The organism is Paraburkholderia sp. (assembly GCF_050742655.1).
GTDB lineage: Bacteria > Pseudomonadota > Gammaproteobacteria > Burkholderiales > Burkholderiaceae > Paraburkholderia.
In genome coordinates this window covers 38026-54916 of record NZ_JBOIGG010000027.1, presented here as the reverse complement: position 1 = coordinate 54916, position 16891 = coordinate 38026, and the positions used below count along the sequence as shown (strand labels likewise).

Below are 16891 nucleotides of genomic sequence, written 5' to 3'. Positions count from 1 at the left end.
AGTCAATTGCCTCTGTTTTGATAAGAGGGATAAACTTGCACGACGTGATCCGGAAATCGGGACAATGTACAAATCAGGTTTGATCGAACTGGAGGTCGTGCTTGCCGTCGCGCGGCTGGGTGGTTTTCGTGCGGCTGCGCGCGAACTGGACATGTCGTCGACGGCGCTGAGCCGCTCGATCGCGCAACTCGAAAAGCGGCTTGGCGTGCGGCTATTCAACCGGACGACGCGAAGCGTCGCGCTGTCGGAAGCCGGTGAACAGTTCGTCGCGGCGGTCGGTCCGGCGCTGTTGGAGATCCAGCAGGCGATGGTCGCTGTCAACGACAGTCGCGCGACGCCGACCGGCACGCTGCGACTGAACTGCGCGGTCGGTGCCGCGCGTGTGATCCTCGTGCCGGTGGTGCTGGAATACTTGCACCGCTTTCCGTCGATGAGTGTCGATGTCGTCACCGAGGCGCACTTCGTCGATATCGTCGGTAAAGGATTCGATGCGGGCATCCGTACCGCCGATGTGGTGCCGCGCGACATGATCGCGGTCCCGTTCGGCGGCGCATTGAGTTTTTCCATCGTCGCCACCCCGTCGTATTTTGCGCAGCACAGGAAGCCGCGTACGCCGCACGATCTGATGTCGCATCGATGCATCCGCGCGCGCTGGCCGAGTGGTCCGCTATACCGTTGGGAGTTCGAGCGGCGCGGCGAGAAATTCACGCTCGACGTGCCCGGCGACCTGACACTCGACGAGCCGTTGTTGATGCGCGACGCGGCGCTCGCGGGGGCGGGTATCGCGTATCTGTGGGACGAACAGGTCGCGGACGATCTCGCGGCGGGGCGGCTCGTCGCGGTACTGAAGGACTGGACCGTTACTTCGCCGGGCTTGTGTCTGTATTACCCGGACCGGCGGAACGTGCCGGCGGCATTGCGGGCGTTTATTGAGTTGTTGCGGGAGACGGTGGGGCGGGGTGGCCGGGGCTCCGCGGCTGCGTCGCTCAAGAAGTGAGCGATGCTACAGCGATACGCGCCTGCCTCGTGATGCAAAAAATCTCGCCGCTTCCTCAAAGGTAGTAGAAATTCTCGTCGTGGACAGACGCGTTAATATCATCCTGTTCGGCCGCCGCCGGTCACTTTCGGCCGTTCGATATCAGGACATCATTCGGGGATCTGATGAATACCTTGAGCATCCGAAGGGCGCTGATTGTGGTGGTGCTACTTGCCACGTCCCATCAGGCGGCATATGCACTTACTCCCGATGATGCAGGCACCTATGAATGGCTTAAACCCAATGGCCAACCCTCAGGGGTCCTGTATCAACTGAGCTACTCGAAAGACGGACCTGACAAATGGATTGCACGAGGAAAATTTCCGAATCAGGAATGGCGCGGCATCAGTTGCGATCGTGGCTGTCAATACCGTGACAGCAGCGCCGACGATTTAAAGCGCTTTTTCCCAGAGAGTTGGCTCGCGAACGCAAATATCTCCTGCATCCAGAATGACGCGCAGGCGTTTTGCGCCTACAGCGGCAAATCCGACCCGGGCAGGAATGGCCACATCATTTTTGCTTTAACTACGTCCAAGCCGGTTCCTGTGATGGTGAGGCGAGTGGCGAATCCCCAGGACTAGATTGATCATGTCAAGCGAGTGGAAGCGCCGCGTCAGGCTGTTTATCCAGCGTTTCTGGCAACCGACCAGCGCGTGTATGACCTGCATGTCGGGGAGCTGGGGAAATGTCATGAGTCTTGTCCACTGGACGATTGCATTCCGGACAGGTCTGTTCACCGGACTCCTGGCCGTGCTTCTGACTTTCACGCCTGCGGCGAAACTCTACGGACATCGATATGGCAATGCGCTGGTCGTCGGCTTCCTGACAATGTTAGGCGACGCCTACTCGCACGAGAGTCGCTACCGCATCCCCTATATCGAGCACATAGTGGCGGGTGTTACTTCAGGTCTCTTGACGCTGGTTGCGTCATATCTCTTCGAAGACCGCGCGCGTCGCGTTCGCGAGGCATGGGTGTGGGCTTTTGGATGGCTTGTCCGTTGACTTTCTGAGCGGTCCCGAGCGAGCGGAAAGAAGCGCGCCGGTTTGCTTGTGCGTCACCACTGCGAAGCCTGCGCGTGGACACCGGCGACTCGGGGCCATTACACGGTTTAGCGTCGGGATGCGGCCAGGAAGCGACGTTCGCCATCGTCGACAAACGGACGCTCGAGTGGCCGCTCCGCTCCCGGCAACAGCCTTTTTCCGCCACCGCGCGATTGAGGCCGCCTTTCATAGTGCGATGGCGATCGCCTTTCATAGGGCACCAATTGGCGTCCGTATTTCGGCGCTCCCGCGTTCCCCAATACTTCGAGTGCTGTTTATGCTCCGCGAGTTTGCGTCGCGTGGTGCGGGTTGCGCGTGTCCCGTCCGTCATACTTCTATGAGCACCTGTAGACGAGAGCAAACGCGCCACGATCACAATCGAATGTCCTCTCGGAAAGCGGGGGGCTGCGCCGGGGGCGGCTATCTTAGCCGGGATAGTCGTCCAGTCTGATTGCGGAATAAGATATTGCTGACTTAAAAGATGACAACGGGGACCTATTTTGCAATTCATTACCGACGGACCCGACATACCGAATGCGCTCTTGCAAGCACATGAGGAGGGGCGAGTAGTGTTTTTCTGCGGCGCAGGTATTTCCTATCCCGCGGGCCTGCCCGGCTTTAAGGGCCTGGTGGAAGAGATCTACCGGTTGAACGGCACGGCGCTTTCGGAGATCGAACGCGGGTCCTTCGACCGTTGGCAATTTGACGCCACGCTGGACCTATTAGAGCGACGTCTGCCAGGGCAGCGCTTGGCAGTACGTCGTGCTCTGGCGCAGGCACTCAAACCTAAGTTACATCGTAGGGGTGCCACCGATACACAGGCCGCGCTGTTGCGGCTGGCGCGCAGCCGTGAGGGGTCGCTGCGGCTGGTCTCCACCAATTTTGACCGTGTGTTCCATGCAGCAGCCAAACGCACTGGCCAAGCTTTCCAAACGTATGCCGCGCCGATGCTACCTATCCCAAAGAACAGCCGCTGGAACGGGGTGGTCTTCCTGCACGGTCTGCTTCCAGAAGGGATGGACGATACCGCGCTAAACCGGTTGGTAGTTACAAGCGGGGACTTCGGCCTGGCCTACCTCACGGAACGCTGGGCAGCCCGTTTCGTAAGCGAGTTATTTCGCAACTATGTCGTCTGTTTCGTAGGTTATAGCATCAACGATCCGGTGTTGCGTTACATGATGGATGCGCTGGCTGCTGACAGGATGCTTGGAGAAGTCACGCCGCAGGCTTGGGCACTGGGCGATTGCGAGCGTGGGCAAGAGCATCGCAAGGCCATCGAGTGGGAAGCCAAGGGTGTCACGCCCATTCTCTACGAAGTACCCCCCGGCAGCCACGACCATTCAGCGCTCCATAAAACTTTGCACGCTTGGGCGGAAACATACCGCGATGGCGTACTTGGCAAGGAGCGCATCGTAGTCAGTCACGCCTTGGCACGGCCATCGGCGAGCACGCAGCAAGACGACTTCGTTGGACGAATGTTATGGGCTCTGTCGGACAAATCAGGATTGCCGGCCAAGCGCTTTGCCGACTTCAATCCCGTTCCGTCGCTGGACTGGTTACTGGAGGCCTTCCAGGACGAACGTTTTCAGCATAGCGATCTGGTCCGCTTTGGCGTGCCCTCAGGCGACGAGGTGGACGTCAAGTTGCGCTTTAGTCTGATTCGCCGGCCAGCGCCCTACAACCGCGCAATGCCAATGTTACTGGCTGCTGGTGGCACTACGAGCAGCCAGTGGGACGATGTAATGTTCCAAGTGGCATGCTGGCTGGTACGTCACCTGGATGATCCGAGGCTGATCATCTGGATCGCACAACGCGGTGGCCAGTTGCATGATCGCTGGTCGTGGCTGATCGAACAAAAACTGAATGACTTTGCCTCAAAGGAGCGCGAAGGCAAAACTGTCGAGCTGGATGAAATCCGCCTACAGGCGCCAAAGGCCATCCCTAGCCCCTTGATGCGCAAGCTGTGGAGCCTGCTGCTCAGCGGTCGAGTGAAATCATCATGGCGTGAGCTGAGCCTGTACCGCTGGCAAGGTCGGCTGAAGCGGGAAGGGCTGACCAGCACATTGCGCTTGGAGTTGCGCGATCTACTCGCGCCCTTGGTGGCATTGAAGCAACCATTCCGTTGGGGAGACGACGAAGCAAGCACTGCCGAGCCTGTGCGAATCAAGCAATTGGTGCACTGGGAGCTTGTGCTAGCCGCCGACCACGTGCGTTCAGCTCTACGCGATCTTGCCGACGAGCATTGGGCATCTGCCTTGCCCCTGCTAGTTGAGGACTTCCAGCAGCTCCTGCGTGATGCGCTGGACTTGCTACGCGAGTTGGGCGAAGCGGATGATCACAGAGATCATTCGCACTGGGACTTGCCGTCGATCAGTCCGCACTGGCAGAACCGTGGCTTTCATGACTGGGTGAGCCTGATTGAATTACTGCGAGATGCCTGGCTGGCGGTTCACGACATTGATCGCGCTCGTTCAGCGCGAATTGCCCAGACATGGTTCGATCTACCCTACCCTACGTTCAAACGATTAGCCCTTTTTGCTGCGAGCCAAGATGCTTGCATCGCGCCCGAACAGTGGGTGGATTGGCTGTTGGCAGATGGCGCTTGGTGGTTATGGTCAACGGATACGGGGAGAGAAGTTTTCCGGCTGTTGGTTCTGCAAGGTTGCCAGTTGTCAGGTACTGCACAGGAGCGTCTGGAGGGCGCCATCGTAGCTGGTCCACCACGCGAGATGTACAGGGACGATCTCGAACCAGACCGGTGGGAAGAGTTGGTGGCACGCTCAGTCTGGCTGCATCTGGCCAAACTGAATGCCTCGGGCCTCGCGCAAGGCTCAATCGCTGCGGCGCGTTTGGCGGAACTCTCCGACACGTACCCGCAATGGCAGTTGGCGGACAATGAGCGTGACGAGTTCTCCCACTGGATGAGCGGCACCGGTGATCCGGACTATGAAGAAAGCCGGGATGTCGACATCGCGCCTCGAAAGCGGCATGAACTCGTCCAGTGGCTTACAAAGCCACCGTCCGAACAACGACCGTTCTACGAGGATACGTGGCGCGACGTTTGCCGCAGCCGCTTCTTCCACAGCCTGTATGCGCTGTGCGATCTATCGCGTGATGGAACATGGCCGGCCGGACGATGGCGCGAGGCCCTGCAGGCTTGGAGCGAGGAAGGAATGGTACTTAGGTCGTGGCGATATGCTGCGCCATTGGTCCAAACCATGCCAGACGCCGTCATTGAGGAAACTGTCCACGCTGTTACGTGGTGGATCGAAAACGTTTCGAAATCTGTAAATCAACACGAGGAAATCCTGCTGAACCTGTGCCGTCGCATCCTTGACCTGCCGCTTGAAGCAGGCACAGGAATGACGCAGAATGGCGAGCCGATTGACCAACCTGTTACCAATGCCATCAATCACCCGGTGGGGCACGTCACGCAGGCGCTGATCAACCTGTGGTTCAAACGGAATCCGAACGACAACGATCAGCTTCCCGCCGAGATAGAGCCCTTCTTCACGGAGCTCTGTGACGTGCAGGTGGATCGATTCCGTCACGGACGGGTTCTGCTGGGTTCTCAACTAATTGCGCTTTTTCGTGTTGATCGAACTTGGACCGAGCAAAACCTGTTGCCGTTGTTCAGTTGGGACGTTCAGGCTGAAGCGAAAGCGGTGTGGGAAGGCTTTTTGTGGTCGCCGCGCCTGTATCAGCCGTTGTTGATTGCATTCAAACCGCACTTCCTACAGACCGCGAATTACTACGCCGACTTAGGTGAACACCGCCAGCAGTTCGCAGCGTTCCTGACTTACGCGGCGTTAGGGCCGACCGAGGGCTACACCGTCGATGAGTACCGATCGGCCATTGGAGCGCTGCCTCAGGAAGGGCTCGAGGAGTCCGCACAGGCGCTCTCTCAGGCTCTTGAGGGGGCTGCCGATCAGAGCGAGGACTATTGGAAAAACCGTGTTCAGCCGTTCTGGCAGTTCGTTTGGCCCAAGTCACGTGACTTTGCCACGCCGCGAATCGCCGAGTCATTGATCCGGCTCATCATTGCTGCCAGATCTGAATTTCCGGCTGCTTTGGTTGCGATGCAAGACTGGTTGCGACCAATTGAACATCCGTACTACGTCGTACATCTGCTGCACCAATCGGGTTTGTGCTCCCGATTCCCAGCGGATGCTCTGCTTCTCCTGGACACAGTAATTGCGGACCAACAATGGGGTCCTGAGGAGTTAGGGCAATGTTTGGACGCGATCGTGCAAGTTTCGCCACGGCTCGAGCAAGATGTTCGTTACCTGCGGCTTCGAGAGTATTCGCGGAGACGAGGAGGGGCGTAGTGCCGTAATTTTCGTTACCTCCGCTGTGTGGTTCTGCAAGTCGATCCAACGGGCGAGAACGGATGGTAGCCACCGCGGACCATGGCACGATGTGGCCGTTCCACTCAGATACCTGCCGTTGAAATGACGCCTCCTTAATGGCCGAAACGGGTTGACAAGGGAAGTTCGCGCCGAGTTTGGGTTAGATCATCGACGGGTGCTTGCCGAACTTCCGGGTCCGGCCACGAGGCGACATTCGCGGGATTCCCTCCCGGACAACCAGACATCGGCTTACCGCCGCAATCCTGTCATCGCGAAATCCATGCGACGTATCTCGGCACGATCTTATCGTGCGGAAGCTTTCGCTTCTCCGGGAGGGGACCTGGAACTGCAGCTACTGGCGGTTGGACGCCATCATCGGTACCGTTTCCTAAATCGTTGATGGCGCCGTAGCGCGGGCGATTATTGCGAGCCGAGCCGAGCCGCGTTCGAGTTTCTCACCGACGAAGTCGCTATGAGGGGAACGCGCGACGAGGCCCAATATCTCCGCCAGGCATCATTCGTACATTCTGAGCACTTGTGCCAGCGCTCCTTCGATTATCCTGGCTGATAGATTCGGGTCCCTCACTGCACGAGCAAGTGCTATTGAACCCACGCAGGCGCTGAAGACCAGCGCCGCCTTGTCCTGGGCGCCTTCTGTTTCCGAAAACGACTGCGCTAGCAATCCGATGATTTCGCGGACGCCTTCGGTGTATACCTCGCGGGTCGCATCGGCGGTTCGCGCCACATCGTTGACCAGGGCAGCAAGAGGGCAACCCCGGCCGACGTTGTCTCGATGACTTTCCGACACGTATGTGCTTATGGCGCGCTGAGGCGCCGTCTTGAGCGCGTCCTGAATATGCGCGATGTCCTGCAACGCCATTGTGAAAGCCTCCGTCACAAGCGCATCGCGTGACTCGAAATGCTTGTAGAAGCCGCCGACGGTTAAGCCAGCTTCTTTCATGATGTCGCCGACACTAATCCCGTCAACGCCGCGCTCGCGGAAACGCCGTGCGGCGACCTGCACAATCCGCTGATGCGTGGCCAGTTTCTCAGCTTGTGAGTGCCCCATTTTTTCAATCTCAAAGATGCATTGTCTTGCGAGTCTATCGGCAGTGCCGCTCGCCCGGCCCGTCCGCCGCAGCGATTACGCTGCGTCAACCGATGACCTCACGATTGCCGTCAGTTGCAAGGTCCTGGCAATGCGGAAGCCGAGCTCCCGATACAGACGAACAGCAGAAACATTATTGGTGAACACATGAAGGAACGGTACTTTGTTGCGTTCCTGGATGGTTGCCGACAGATGCTCCATCAACAGTCGACCCAGCCCTCGGCCACGCCACTCCGGGTGCGTGCACACGGCGCTGATTTCGACGTACTTCCCGGCAGTCATTCGTTCGCCCGCCATCGCTACCAGCTGGCCGTCCTCCCTGATGCCGAAGAAGTGACCAAGCTCGTTGGTTCGGGGATTGAACGGTCCGGGCTCCGTCATTTCGGCGAGTCGGAGCATATCAGGTGTGTCGTCGACGCCGAGTCGTACAATCCGCTCATCGGCCGATACGGTGAACCTGTTGGCGGCAACCATCTGGTTTGCAACAGCCGTGCGCACCACGTCGAAGCCGGGCGGCAAGTTCGGTTTGACCGCCGTGAAGAATGAAAGGCGCTGTCCTGGCTGGAGCATCGCTGCAACCTGTGAGACGCCTTGCGCGGTGTAATTCTGCGCGGCCCCGAACGGCGCAAATTCCGGGCGATACCGGGCACCACCTTCGCGACGCTCGACGAAGGCCGGAGATGCTTCGGTTAGAGCGATCCATACGGGATTGGCGAGGTATTCCTCGGTTGCGATCTCACTGGCTGCATCAATGTGGGAGGACTGCATGACAAGCTCCTGTTTTGTTCATCTTCTCTGCTGTGGGATCGCGGTCAGTCGAACCGCGCCGCGTGCTTCCTGATAAATGCCTGGACCGTCATCGGAGGAGTCCCGGTCAAATCCTCGATGAAGGAATTGGTGCCGGCGAAAACGCCTTCCTGATAATCGACGGCAACCGACAGCAGATGCTGCGTGAAGGTATCGCTGAATTTTGCATCCGTATCCAGGCGCTTTTTGAACAACTCGAGATCGACCGGTTGATATGTCACCGTCCTACCCAACGCCTGGCTCATCTCGGCCGCAATCTCGTGGTGATTCATCTCGACCGGCCCGTAGAGCGGATAGACCTTGCCCGCGTGCGGCGCCGGATCGCGAAGGATGGCGGCAATCACGCGACCCTGATCCTCGGCCGCAATCGGCGCATGGCGCCCTTCGCCAAAGGGCAGGCGCAGCACCCCGTCCTTTCTGATGCTCGCGACTTGACCCGGATAGGTCAGCCATTGAGCGAAGAACGTAGGGCGCAGATGCGTGACTGGCGTGCCAGCCCAGCCGAACACCTGCTCGGAGATCCAATGGTCTCGCGCGGCATGGCTCTTCGCTTCGCGGCGGGCCGAAATCTGCGACATGTTCACAATGGATTCGATTCCTGTCTCACGGGCAGCCTGTGCGAACGAAGCGGTGGCCGCTATTCCACCGCTTTCGATCGGATAAACGAAATAGGCCGATGAGATGCCTTGAAGAGCGCGTGCGACGTCGTCGATATCCGAGAGATCGCCAACCAGCACCTCGACGCCCTGCGCGCGCAGCCGCTCTGAGCGGTCGTCCTCGCGCCGCACCAGGGTTCGTACCTGTTCACCTGCAGCCAAAAGGGCGGTTGTCGCTGCTCCGCCCGTGTCGCCAGTCGCGCCTGCAACAAAAAATTTACGATGAGCCATTTGAAAGCTCCACTCAGTTCATTAATTGGTAAGGTGATCAACGCTTCAGTCACCGGATTTTAACTGGAGTATAGTCGTAATCCTGAGCGAGGATTGATGATAATCTCGTACCAGTCTTTTGCAGAATGCCGCCCTCGACGCAGCCGGCAAGCGCCGTCTGGCTGCGTTCGCGAACGCACGCTGCAAATGGAATTCGAAGACCGCGTCCTTCCCGGACGACCGTACATCGGAGAACGTTCCTGCCATGATCGCCCACACCTTCGCCTCACCCCGTCATTCCACGCGCTATTGGGAGGCCGGCCCCGCCGAGGGGCCATTGATGATCTTCCTTCATGGCTGGCCAGGAGTCGGTCTGATGTGGCGTGCGCAGATCGAAGCTTTTGCATCAGAGGGCTGGCGCTGCATTGCGCCGGACATGCGCGGATACGGTGGCTCGTCGACACCAGGCTCGCCCGATGCCTATGCGCTCAAAGAGGTGGTTGACGACCTGGTCGAGCTTCATGACCATCTGGGCGCGAGTCCGGCAATATGGATCGGCCACGACCTGGGAAGCCCGGTGGCCGGGGCGCTCGCTGCGCATCACGCGAAGCGCAGCCGCGCGGTTGTGTTCGTCTCCGTTCCGTATATGCCTGAGAGCTTCGGGTTGCGCAGTCTGCTGCCCCTGGTCGATCGGACGCTCTATCCCGCCGACCAGTATCCGGACGGGCAATGGGGCTACTACCGCTTCTATCTGACGCATTTCGATCAGACCGTTACCGAGTTCAATGCCGACATAGCAGCGACACTGGCGGCGATCTACCGGTCTGGAGACCCGAAGTCGGTGGACCGGGTCTATCGCTCTGCGCTGGTTTCGCGCAATGGAGGCTGGTTCGGTTCGGCACATCGTGCGCCGATGGTGGCGCCGGACGAGGCGCTCTGGCCATCTGCCGACTTCGACGCGCTGGTCGATGCGTTCCGTGTGACCGGTTTTCGTCCGGGTAACGCATGGTATCTGAACGATGAGGCCAACATCGCCTACGCTCGAACCGCACCCGACAGCGGCCGGTTGAGCCAGCCTGTGCTGTTCGTGAACGGTGAATTCGATGGCATCTGCGACATCACCCGCAGCGCTCTCGGCGAGCCCATGCGAAATGCCTGCGCGGATCTGTCTGTGGCGACTCTGGGCGCAGGCCACTGGCTTCCGCTCGAACACAAGGCTGAACTCGTCCAGGTAATCCGCTCGTGGCTCGGGGTGAAGGGGCTGTCGTAGCGATCACGGACGCATCTTCTCCCGCATCGGGTCCTGCACATCGAGTAAAGGAGTTGAATGAAATGAGCGCCTCGAACAACGATCAGGTGATTTCAGATTCAAGCGATAGCATCAAACAATATGACATTGCGACCAACGGCATTACCTTGCACGTGACGGAGCAAGGGGAGGGGCCAGCAGTACTGTTCTGCCACGGTTTTCCGGACACCTCCTATACGTGGCGCCGGCAGATGAAGGTCATTGCGTCGGCGGGATATCGAGCAATTGCTCCGGATATGCGTGGTTATGGGCGAAGCTCGGCTCCGGCCGACGCAAGCCTGTACACACCGTTGCACACGACAGGCGACCTGGTTGGTTTGCTCGATGCGCTAGAGATCCCCCGCGCCGTCCTCGTCGGTCATGACTGGGGGGCGACGCATGCGTGGAACGCGGCGCTGATGCGCCCGGACAGATTTGCGGCGGTATTCTGCCTCAGTGTCCCTTTCGTGCCGCGCGGAGACGTCAGTGTTTTCGACAGGATGCGAAAGGCGGGGTATCAAGACAAGTTCTATATGTTCGAGCAAATTCGGGCCGACGCCGACGAAATCTGGGCCAACGCCGCGGTGACCATTCCCGGCATTCTGTATTGGGCATCGGGTACTGCGCCAGCCGGCCAGCGGTGGAGTCCAATGGATCCGGCTCGAAGCCTTCATCGTGCGGCCCCCGAACCGTTGCCTTCGTGGGCGCCACCGGACTACGTCGCGCATAACATCGCGGAATTTCGGCGTACTGGTTTCCACGGAGGGTTGAATTACTACCGCGCGGCGGAGCCCTATTTTATTTTGTCCGCTGCGTGGAAGGGTGCGAAGGTCGTTCAGCCGTCTTTTTTTATCTGGGGCAAAGCGGATGGTCTGAAAGAGCTATACCCGCTTAGCCTGGAGGACCTTCGTGCCGGCTTACCGGGCCTTGCTGGGGGACTCGAATTCGATAACGTGGGGCATTGGGTTCAACATGAGGCCGCCGCCGAGGTCAGCGACCAACTGCTGAAGTTCCTGCGTACCGTTGATCTCGCATGATCGTTACATACACTGCCCGGCTTACTCCCGGCTCCAAGTTCCGTCTCATTGGCAGCGTAACCGAGGCTCACGAGAATCTTCGATGACCCTTGCACTCAAAGAACGGACATCGGACCAACAGGACACCGGTTGTCCGAGTTGGACCGAGAGCAGCCCGATCACTCGGACGGGATTGGTCGGCGTCGTCGGGTTGCACCATCTCTCGACGCAGTCGAGCAGCGCATCAAAGATAACGCCCGGTCATGCCGGGCGTTTGTTTGCGACGAGTAGTCGGATTTTTCACTATCCGTGGCACCCGCCCCCCAGCGCATGCCAATATGCCTGCGCCGTTTCTCAATACAACGTACTCACGTTCCACCCCATCATCAGCGGCGTATTGATAACAATCTGACCCGTCGGACCCGCAGGGCAATAGTTGGAAGTCCATGTTCCTCCCTGGCCCCTGGCCGGGCCGCCGAATATCCCCCAGTTCGTCTTGATCATGATCCGATAATCGCCCGGCGGTAGCGCTTGATTCAGCGACATGCTCACGCCTCCGGAAGCATTGGTGATATTCGGTGTCTGCATTTCGGTGTGCGCGTACACCTTGTTGTTCGAATCCCAGATTTCCAGGTACTGCGCCAGTTGACCCTCCCAATCCGTAGAGCCGCATTGCGCGTAGTTCATGTGCGCGTAGCTTGTTACAGCGACCAGCGCATTACGCGAGAGTGACACGGATCGGAAGACCACGTCGTTCGTCGTTAGGGACGTCGTGTCCCATGAGTCCGTGCCGGAGGGCGCGTAGCAGTTGTAGTCGTACGGCGTCGTGCCGGCGGCAGGCGGGATGATGAACATGCAGCCGGTATCCGACGAGTTGAGTGTGATGGACGAGGCGTTCGTCCAGACAAGACCTTGATTACTCTGCTGGCACGACAGCACCTCGCCGACCGAGTCAACGCCGAGCTGCAATGCAGCCGCGTTCGTCTGGGTCTGGCCGTCGAGCCCCAGTCCGCACTTCGCGCCGAGGGTGACGACTTTCGGGAAATTCAGTGCCCCGTTATCGTCGACCGCGACCGGTACCCACGTAGTCCCGTTCCATGTGTAAGGCAGCTTGCTGTCGAGCGTGACACGCGTCTCGGCCGGCACCTGGCCTGTCAGCCCCTGCAATGCGGCAGCGCTGGCTACCGGCTCACGCCACGACGTCGGTGTCCAGAATCCGCCGATGCACGTCAGCAGGTGATTGCTCGTGTCGGCGGCGAAAGGCGCCGATGTGGTCGTGAAGTTGCTGCAGGCGGCCCCGGCATTAACCATAAGCAACCCAATCGGCACATTCATCGCATTCAGATCGGGCCGATTCGGCACCGCGTTGCGATACAGAAAATCGTCGGCTGGCTGATTTCCCGGACCGTTCATGAACACCTGATTGGCCAGGTGACCCGGCGTACCTGTGCAGTTCGCCGTATTCCAGCTCGCGACCGGTGTACTCCAACCACCATACGCGCCCACTGCGGCGACCGGCGTGGCCGTGCCGATCGAACCGCCACCGACACCCGAATTCGCAGCGATATAACCGAGATCGACGGCGGGAATCGCGGTGCCTCCGGTGCTGATCAGCAGCGCGTCGATTTGTCCGGCGGCCGGCTGCTGCACCAGCAGGCAGAACGATTGCCCAAACGCGTTGCTGGCGTTCGCGTAGCTGGCCGGAATCAGCTTGCTCGTCACCATATTGGCGACGGAGTAGGTGGTGCTCGTCGTACCGACTGGAATCGACGAGACGAACGACGCGTAGTTCAGATTAATCGACTGGTTCACGGCATTCGCAAGCTGCCGCTGATATTCAGCAACCTGCTGATCGCGACTGTCGTTCAACGAACTGTTGATCATCGAGGCGACGCCGGCGATCACCAGCGCGCCGATCAGCAACGCGGCGAGCGTTTCGATTAGCGTCACGCCGCGCTGCCGGCGAGCTAGCCGCGTGGCTGCGCGGCGCATCAGAAGACTTGTGCGATCCATACTGGAGTTCCGTCGGGAAGAGGAGGCATGCCGGCCGGCAGTGAGACGTTGCCACTGGTATTCGCCGGATTGATGATCTGTCCGTTCTGCGAGGCGCCGGCTTCGACAGAATAGCTGGCCTGCTTAAGCATTGCGCCCAGAAATCCGGTCGGCAACGGCGCTACGCTTGTCGACGGATAGACGACAACGATCCCGTTGTTGACATAGTTTTGCCAGCGCAGCGACGTGTAATTCCAGTTGCCCGAATGAACGAATACGTTTTGCGGCACCACGCCGTTGGCCGTGTGATTGTTGATCACGTAGTTCTCGAGCTGGCTGCGGTAAGTCGCCATGTCGCCCGCCAATGCGGCGGGCATATCGGGCGGTGGGCCGCTTAAATGAGCATCCGGCAATAGCGCATAAAAAGAAGCGAGCGCCGCGCCGGCAATCAATACCCAGATTGCCCACATGTTGGATGTTCCTCGATTGGTGATCTCGCTTAGGCAAGCTTAGGCACGCGTTGCCGTCACGATAATATGGGCTGCAGCAAAGGGCTCCGGTTAATGCGCGCCCGGCGCATAGCCTGCCAGCGCATCCGTTTTATATCAAGACGAAAGTATCGAGAGGCTACTGCGCATACAGACCGTTCAATGCGACCGCTTTCAACCGCACTCCGTTCGATCTTACCGATTGCGATAGTCCAATAGGCAAGATCGACACGTTCGCGCGCTGTTCTTTTATAGCGCGACTCAAAAAGCGATTCATCCCGACACGCGAAGTTAAATTCAAAACGGCGAATCGTTTGTGAATCGCGCGACCGGTTATTCCGGCTAGCTCGCCGGATACTTCGGCAGCGACGCGCAGTTGCCGCCGATGCGCTCACCCGCAAACGCTCTCGCGACAAACTGCGTCGAATCGGGCAGCGAGCCGTTGACGGTGCCCGAATGATCGAGTGCCGGATAGAGATGCCATTCGATCCGGTCGCCGGCTTCGCAGGCGTGGTTCACGAGCGCGACCTGGCCCGGCACGAACACGTCGAGATCCTTGCCGCCGGTGCCGACGAAGACCGGGATGTCGGACTTCAGCGTCGGGTAGGCCGCTTCGAGGTTGACCCTGTGGAGTGCGCGCTTCGGCGAGCGCTTGAAGCTGGTATCGAACGTCAGCCCATCCGCGACGATGCGCTGCTCGATCGCATGCAGGCATGCGTGCTGACTGAGTTCGAAGGCGGGCATCGCGCGCGCGTTCAGGTAGTCGGCGGGGGCGAACGACGGATCGAGCATCGCTATGGTACTCAGCCGCAGCATGTCGTACGCGAAGGTCGGGACGACCGACCTGTGCGCGTTCGTCACCTCCGCATCGTTCGCCTCGTCGTGAGTGGTCGCGTACGGCGTGCCGGTCGCGACCACGCCGACGATGTTCAACTCCGGCGCATAGTCCTTCACGTAGACGGCCGTCCCGAACGCCGCTCGGCCGCCTTGCGACTGCCCGAACACGACGACCTTCGACGACAGATCGAAGCTGCCGCCCACGACCGCGCGGATGCTGTCGAGGACGCCGTACGCGAGCGGACGCGTGAGTCCGTACGGATGCAGGCCGGGCGTGCCAAGTCCTTGATAGTCGGTCGCGACGATCGCATAGCCCCGCGCGAGCCAGTAGTTCAGATAGCGCGTGTCGCGCGGGCTACGGCGCGTGAACGACGGCGCGCACACGTCGGCGCTGCCGACGGTGCCGTGCGCCCATGCCATCAATGGCCAGCCGCCTGGCGGCGGCGTGCCCTTCGGCACGAACAGCGCGCCGGAGACGACGATCGGCGTGCGGGTGTCGATCCCGTCGGTCGACGTGTACAGGATGCGGATGTTCTGCCCGGCTTCCGCGAGACTCTGTTCGGACGTCAGCGGTTCGGTGCGCAGCATGTGGCCAGGCGTCGACGGGAACGTGTCGGTCCACGTGTAGAACGCGGGGACGCCGCCGTCTTCGGTGACGGCCGACGATTGCGCGCAGACCGCTGATGTCAACGTGGCGATGACGATCGCAACGACCAGCGCGGGGAGTGGCCTGAATGAGGTTCGCGACATCGGGGAGCGTTCCTTGCAGGGAGAAACGGAGCTCGAATCGTCGCCTGTGCATGCGCGGCAGTCAACCGCCTCATTCACATCAAAACGATCCCCGTCCGACGAACTCCGCTCCTAGCTTTGTCAGCTCGCTGCATCCAAGCAGCCGCATCGTGATCCGCATCTCGTCGGTCATCAACACGAGCACCTGTTCGACGCCAGCACCGCCCCGCGCGGCGAGGCCATATAGTGGCGCTCGCCCAAGCAGCACACCGCGAGCGCCCAGCGCGACTGCTTTCAACGCATCGCTGCCGCGCCGTATGCCGCCGTCGATAAAAATGGCGAGCCGGTCGCCCAGCTCCGCGGCGATCTCCGGCAACAGCTCGAGCGGCGAGAGCGTGCTGCCCAGTTGCCGGCCGCCATGATTCGACAGCACGATCCCATCCGCGCCGTGAGCGGCCGCGAGCCGCGCATCGTCCAGACCCTGCACGCCTTTGACGATCAGCTTGCCGCTCCAGTGCCGCCGCACCCATTCGAGGTCGGTCCAGGCCAGCGTCAAATCCATCTGCCGGCTGAGCATCGCCGCATGGCGAGCCAGGTCGGCGCGCTCGCCGACACTGCGCGCAATGTTCTTCAACTGCGGCGAGCCATGTCGCGCGATCTGCCAGCACCAGTGCGGATGCCGGATGCAGTCGGCGACGAGCCGCGGCGAAGGGCGCAACGGCAGCTTGAAACCGTTGCGCGTGTCGTGGTCGCGCTTGCCGTGCACCGGCACGTCGACGGTCAGAACGAGTGTCGAAAAGCCGGCGCTGCCCGCGCGCCGCATCAGGTCCTCGGCGATGCGGCGATCGTTGGACACGTACAGCTGCATCCACAGATCGCCATCGGGCGCGGCGGCACGCACGTCTTCGAGCAGCGACGTCGATGCGGTCGACAGCACGAACGGCAGACCTGCGTCGCACGCGGCTCGCGCGAGCAACTCGTCGCCGCGCGGCCAGAAGAGCGCATTGAGTCCAGTCGGGCCGACGATCAGCGGCGCCGCGGCGTCGCGTCCGAAAAACTGCGTCGCGATCGAACAGTGCGACACGTCGGTCAGCACGCGCGGCTTGAAAAGCCACTGCCGGTAGGCGTCGACGTTGCGCCGCAGCGCATCGCCGTCCTCTGCGCCGCCGTCGAGATAGTCGAACGCGAGGCGCGGCAGACGTTTTTGCGCGGCAATCCGGTAATCCGCAACAGATGAAAGCATGAAGACTCCCCGCCTATCGAATCAGTGCTTGTCGCACGATTCAATCGCATTACAATTGACGCAACTGCAGTCCGAACAACCCCAATAAACC

At 60.2% G+C, this 16891-nt stretch carries 13 protein-coding genes; 6 read left to right on the top strand and 7 right to left on the bottom strand.

The features are described from left to right. Positions 1-64 precede the first annotated feature (64 nt). The 4 genes from ACREXZ_RS28085 (at position 65) to dsr1 (ending at position 6405) form a co-directional block, all read left to right on the top strand. Positions 65-997, top strand: a complete 933-nt coding sequence (locus ACREXZ_RS28085; RefSeq protein WP_431767400.1) for a LysR family transcriptional regulator — start codon at positions 65-67, stop codon at positions 995-997. A gap of 164 nt (positions 998-1161) precedes the next feature. Beyond that, the gene (locus ACREXZ_RS28080; protein WP_431767399.1) at positions 1162-1617 is read left to right on the top strand and encodes a hypothetical protein; all 456 of its coding nucleotides are present in this window, start codon (positions 1162-1164) and stop codon (positions 1615-1617) included. Positions 1618-1624: 7 nt separating this feature from the next. Then, positions 1625-2038, top strand: coding sequence for a hypothetical protein (locus ACREXZ_RS28075; RefSeq protein ID WP_431767398.1), 414 nt, complete (start codon positions 1625-1627; stop codon positions 2036-2038). A 539-nt stretch (positions 2039-2577) separates the two neighbouring features. Then, complete coding sequence (dsr1, locus tag ACREXZ_RS28070) at positions 2578-6405, top strand: anti-phage defense-associated sirtuin Dsr1 (RefSeq protein ID WP_431767397.1); 3828 nt, start codon at positions 2578-2580, stop codon at positions 6403-6405. A gap of 535 nt (positions 6406-6940) precedes the next feature. Here dsr1 and ACREXZ_RS28065 read toward each other — a convergent pair. From ACREXZ_RS28065 to ACREXZ_RS28055, 3 genes are all read right to left on the bottom strand, one after another. After that, on the bottom strand, positions 6941-7495 hold the full coding sequence (locus tag ACREXZ_RS28065; protein ID WP_431767396.1) for a TetR/AcrR family transcriptional regulator: 555 nt from the start codon (positions 7493-7495) through the stop codon (positions 6941-6943). A gap of 75 nt (positions 7496-7570) precedes the next feature. After that, positions 7571-8302, bottom strand: a complete 732-nt coding sequence (locus ACREXZ_RS28060; protein ID WP_431767395.1) for a GNAT family N-acetyltransferase — start codon at positions 8300-8302, stop codon at positions 7571-7573. 44 nt (positions 8303-8346) lie between these two features. Then, positions 8347-9228 (bottom strand): NmrA family NAD(P)-binding protein, encoded by an 882-nt coding sequence (locus tag ACREXZ_RS28055; protein ID WP_431767394.1) that lies wholly within the window; start codon positions 9226-9228, stop codon positions 8347-8349. A 118-nt stretch (positions 9229-9346) separates the two neighbouring features. On the opposite strand from ACREXZ_RS28055, the gene ACREXZ_RS28050 reads away from it, so the two are divergent. Both ACREXZ_RS28050 and ACREXZ_RS28045 read left to right on the top strand, forming a co-directional pair. Further along, a complete protein-coding gene (locus ACREXZ_RS28050) occupies positions 9347-10477 on the top strand; it encodes an alpha/beta hydrolase (RefSeq protein WP_431767393.1) in 1131 nt (376 codons plus the stop codon). 62 nt (positions 10478-10539) lie between these two features. Then, positions 10540-11532, top strand: coding sequence for an alpha/beta fold hydrolase (locus ACREXZ_RS28045; protein WP_431767392.1), 993 nt, complete (start codon positions 10540-10542; stop codon positions 11530-11532). 333 nt (positions 11533-11865) lie between these two features. On the opposite strand, the gene pilV is transcribed toward ACREXZ_RS28045, so the two are convergent. From pilV to ACREXZ_RS28025, 4 genes are all read right to left on the bottom strand, one after another. Then, on the bottom strand, positions 11866-13524 hold the full coding sequence (gene pilV, locus ACREXZ_RS28040; protein ID WP_431767391.1) for a shufflon system plasmid conjugative transfer pilus tip adhesin PilV: 1659 nt from the start codon (positions 13522-13524) through the stop codon (positions 11866-11868). Continuing rightward, positions 13503-13973 (bottom strand): type IV pilus biogenesis protein PilM, encoded by a 471-nt coding sequence (pilM, locus tag ACREXZ_RS28035; RefSeq protein ID WP_431767390.1) that lies wholly within the window; start codon positions 13971-13973, stop codon positions 13503-13505. The genes pilV and pilM overlap by 22 nt, the downstream gene beginning before the upstream one ends. A 360-nt stretch (positions 13974-14333) precedes the next feature. Next, positions 14334-15578 (bottom strand): alpha/beta hydrolase, encoded by a 1245-nt coding sequence (locus ACREXZ_RS28030; protein WP_431767389.1) that lies wholly within the window; start codon positions 15576-15578, stop codon positions 14334-14336. A 79-nt stretch (positions 15579-15657) separates the two neighbouring features. Further along, on the bottom strand, positions 15658-16800 hold the full coding sequence (locus ACREXZ_RS28025; RefSeq protein WP_431767388.1) for an alpha-hydroxy acid oxidase: 1143 nt from the start codon (positions 16798-16800) through the stop codon (positions 15658-15660). Positions 16801-16891: the final 91 nt, after the last annotated feature.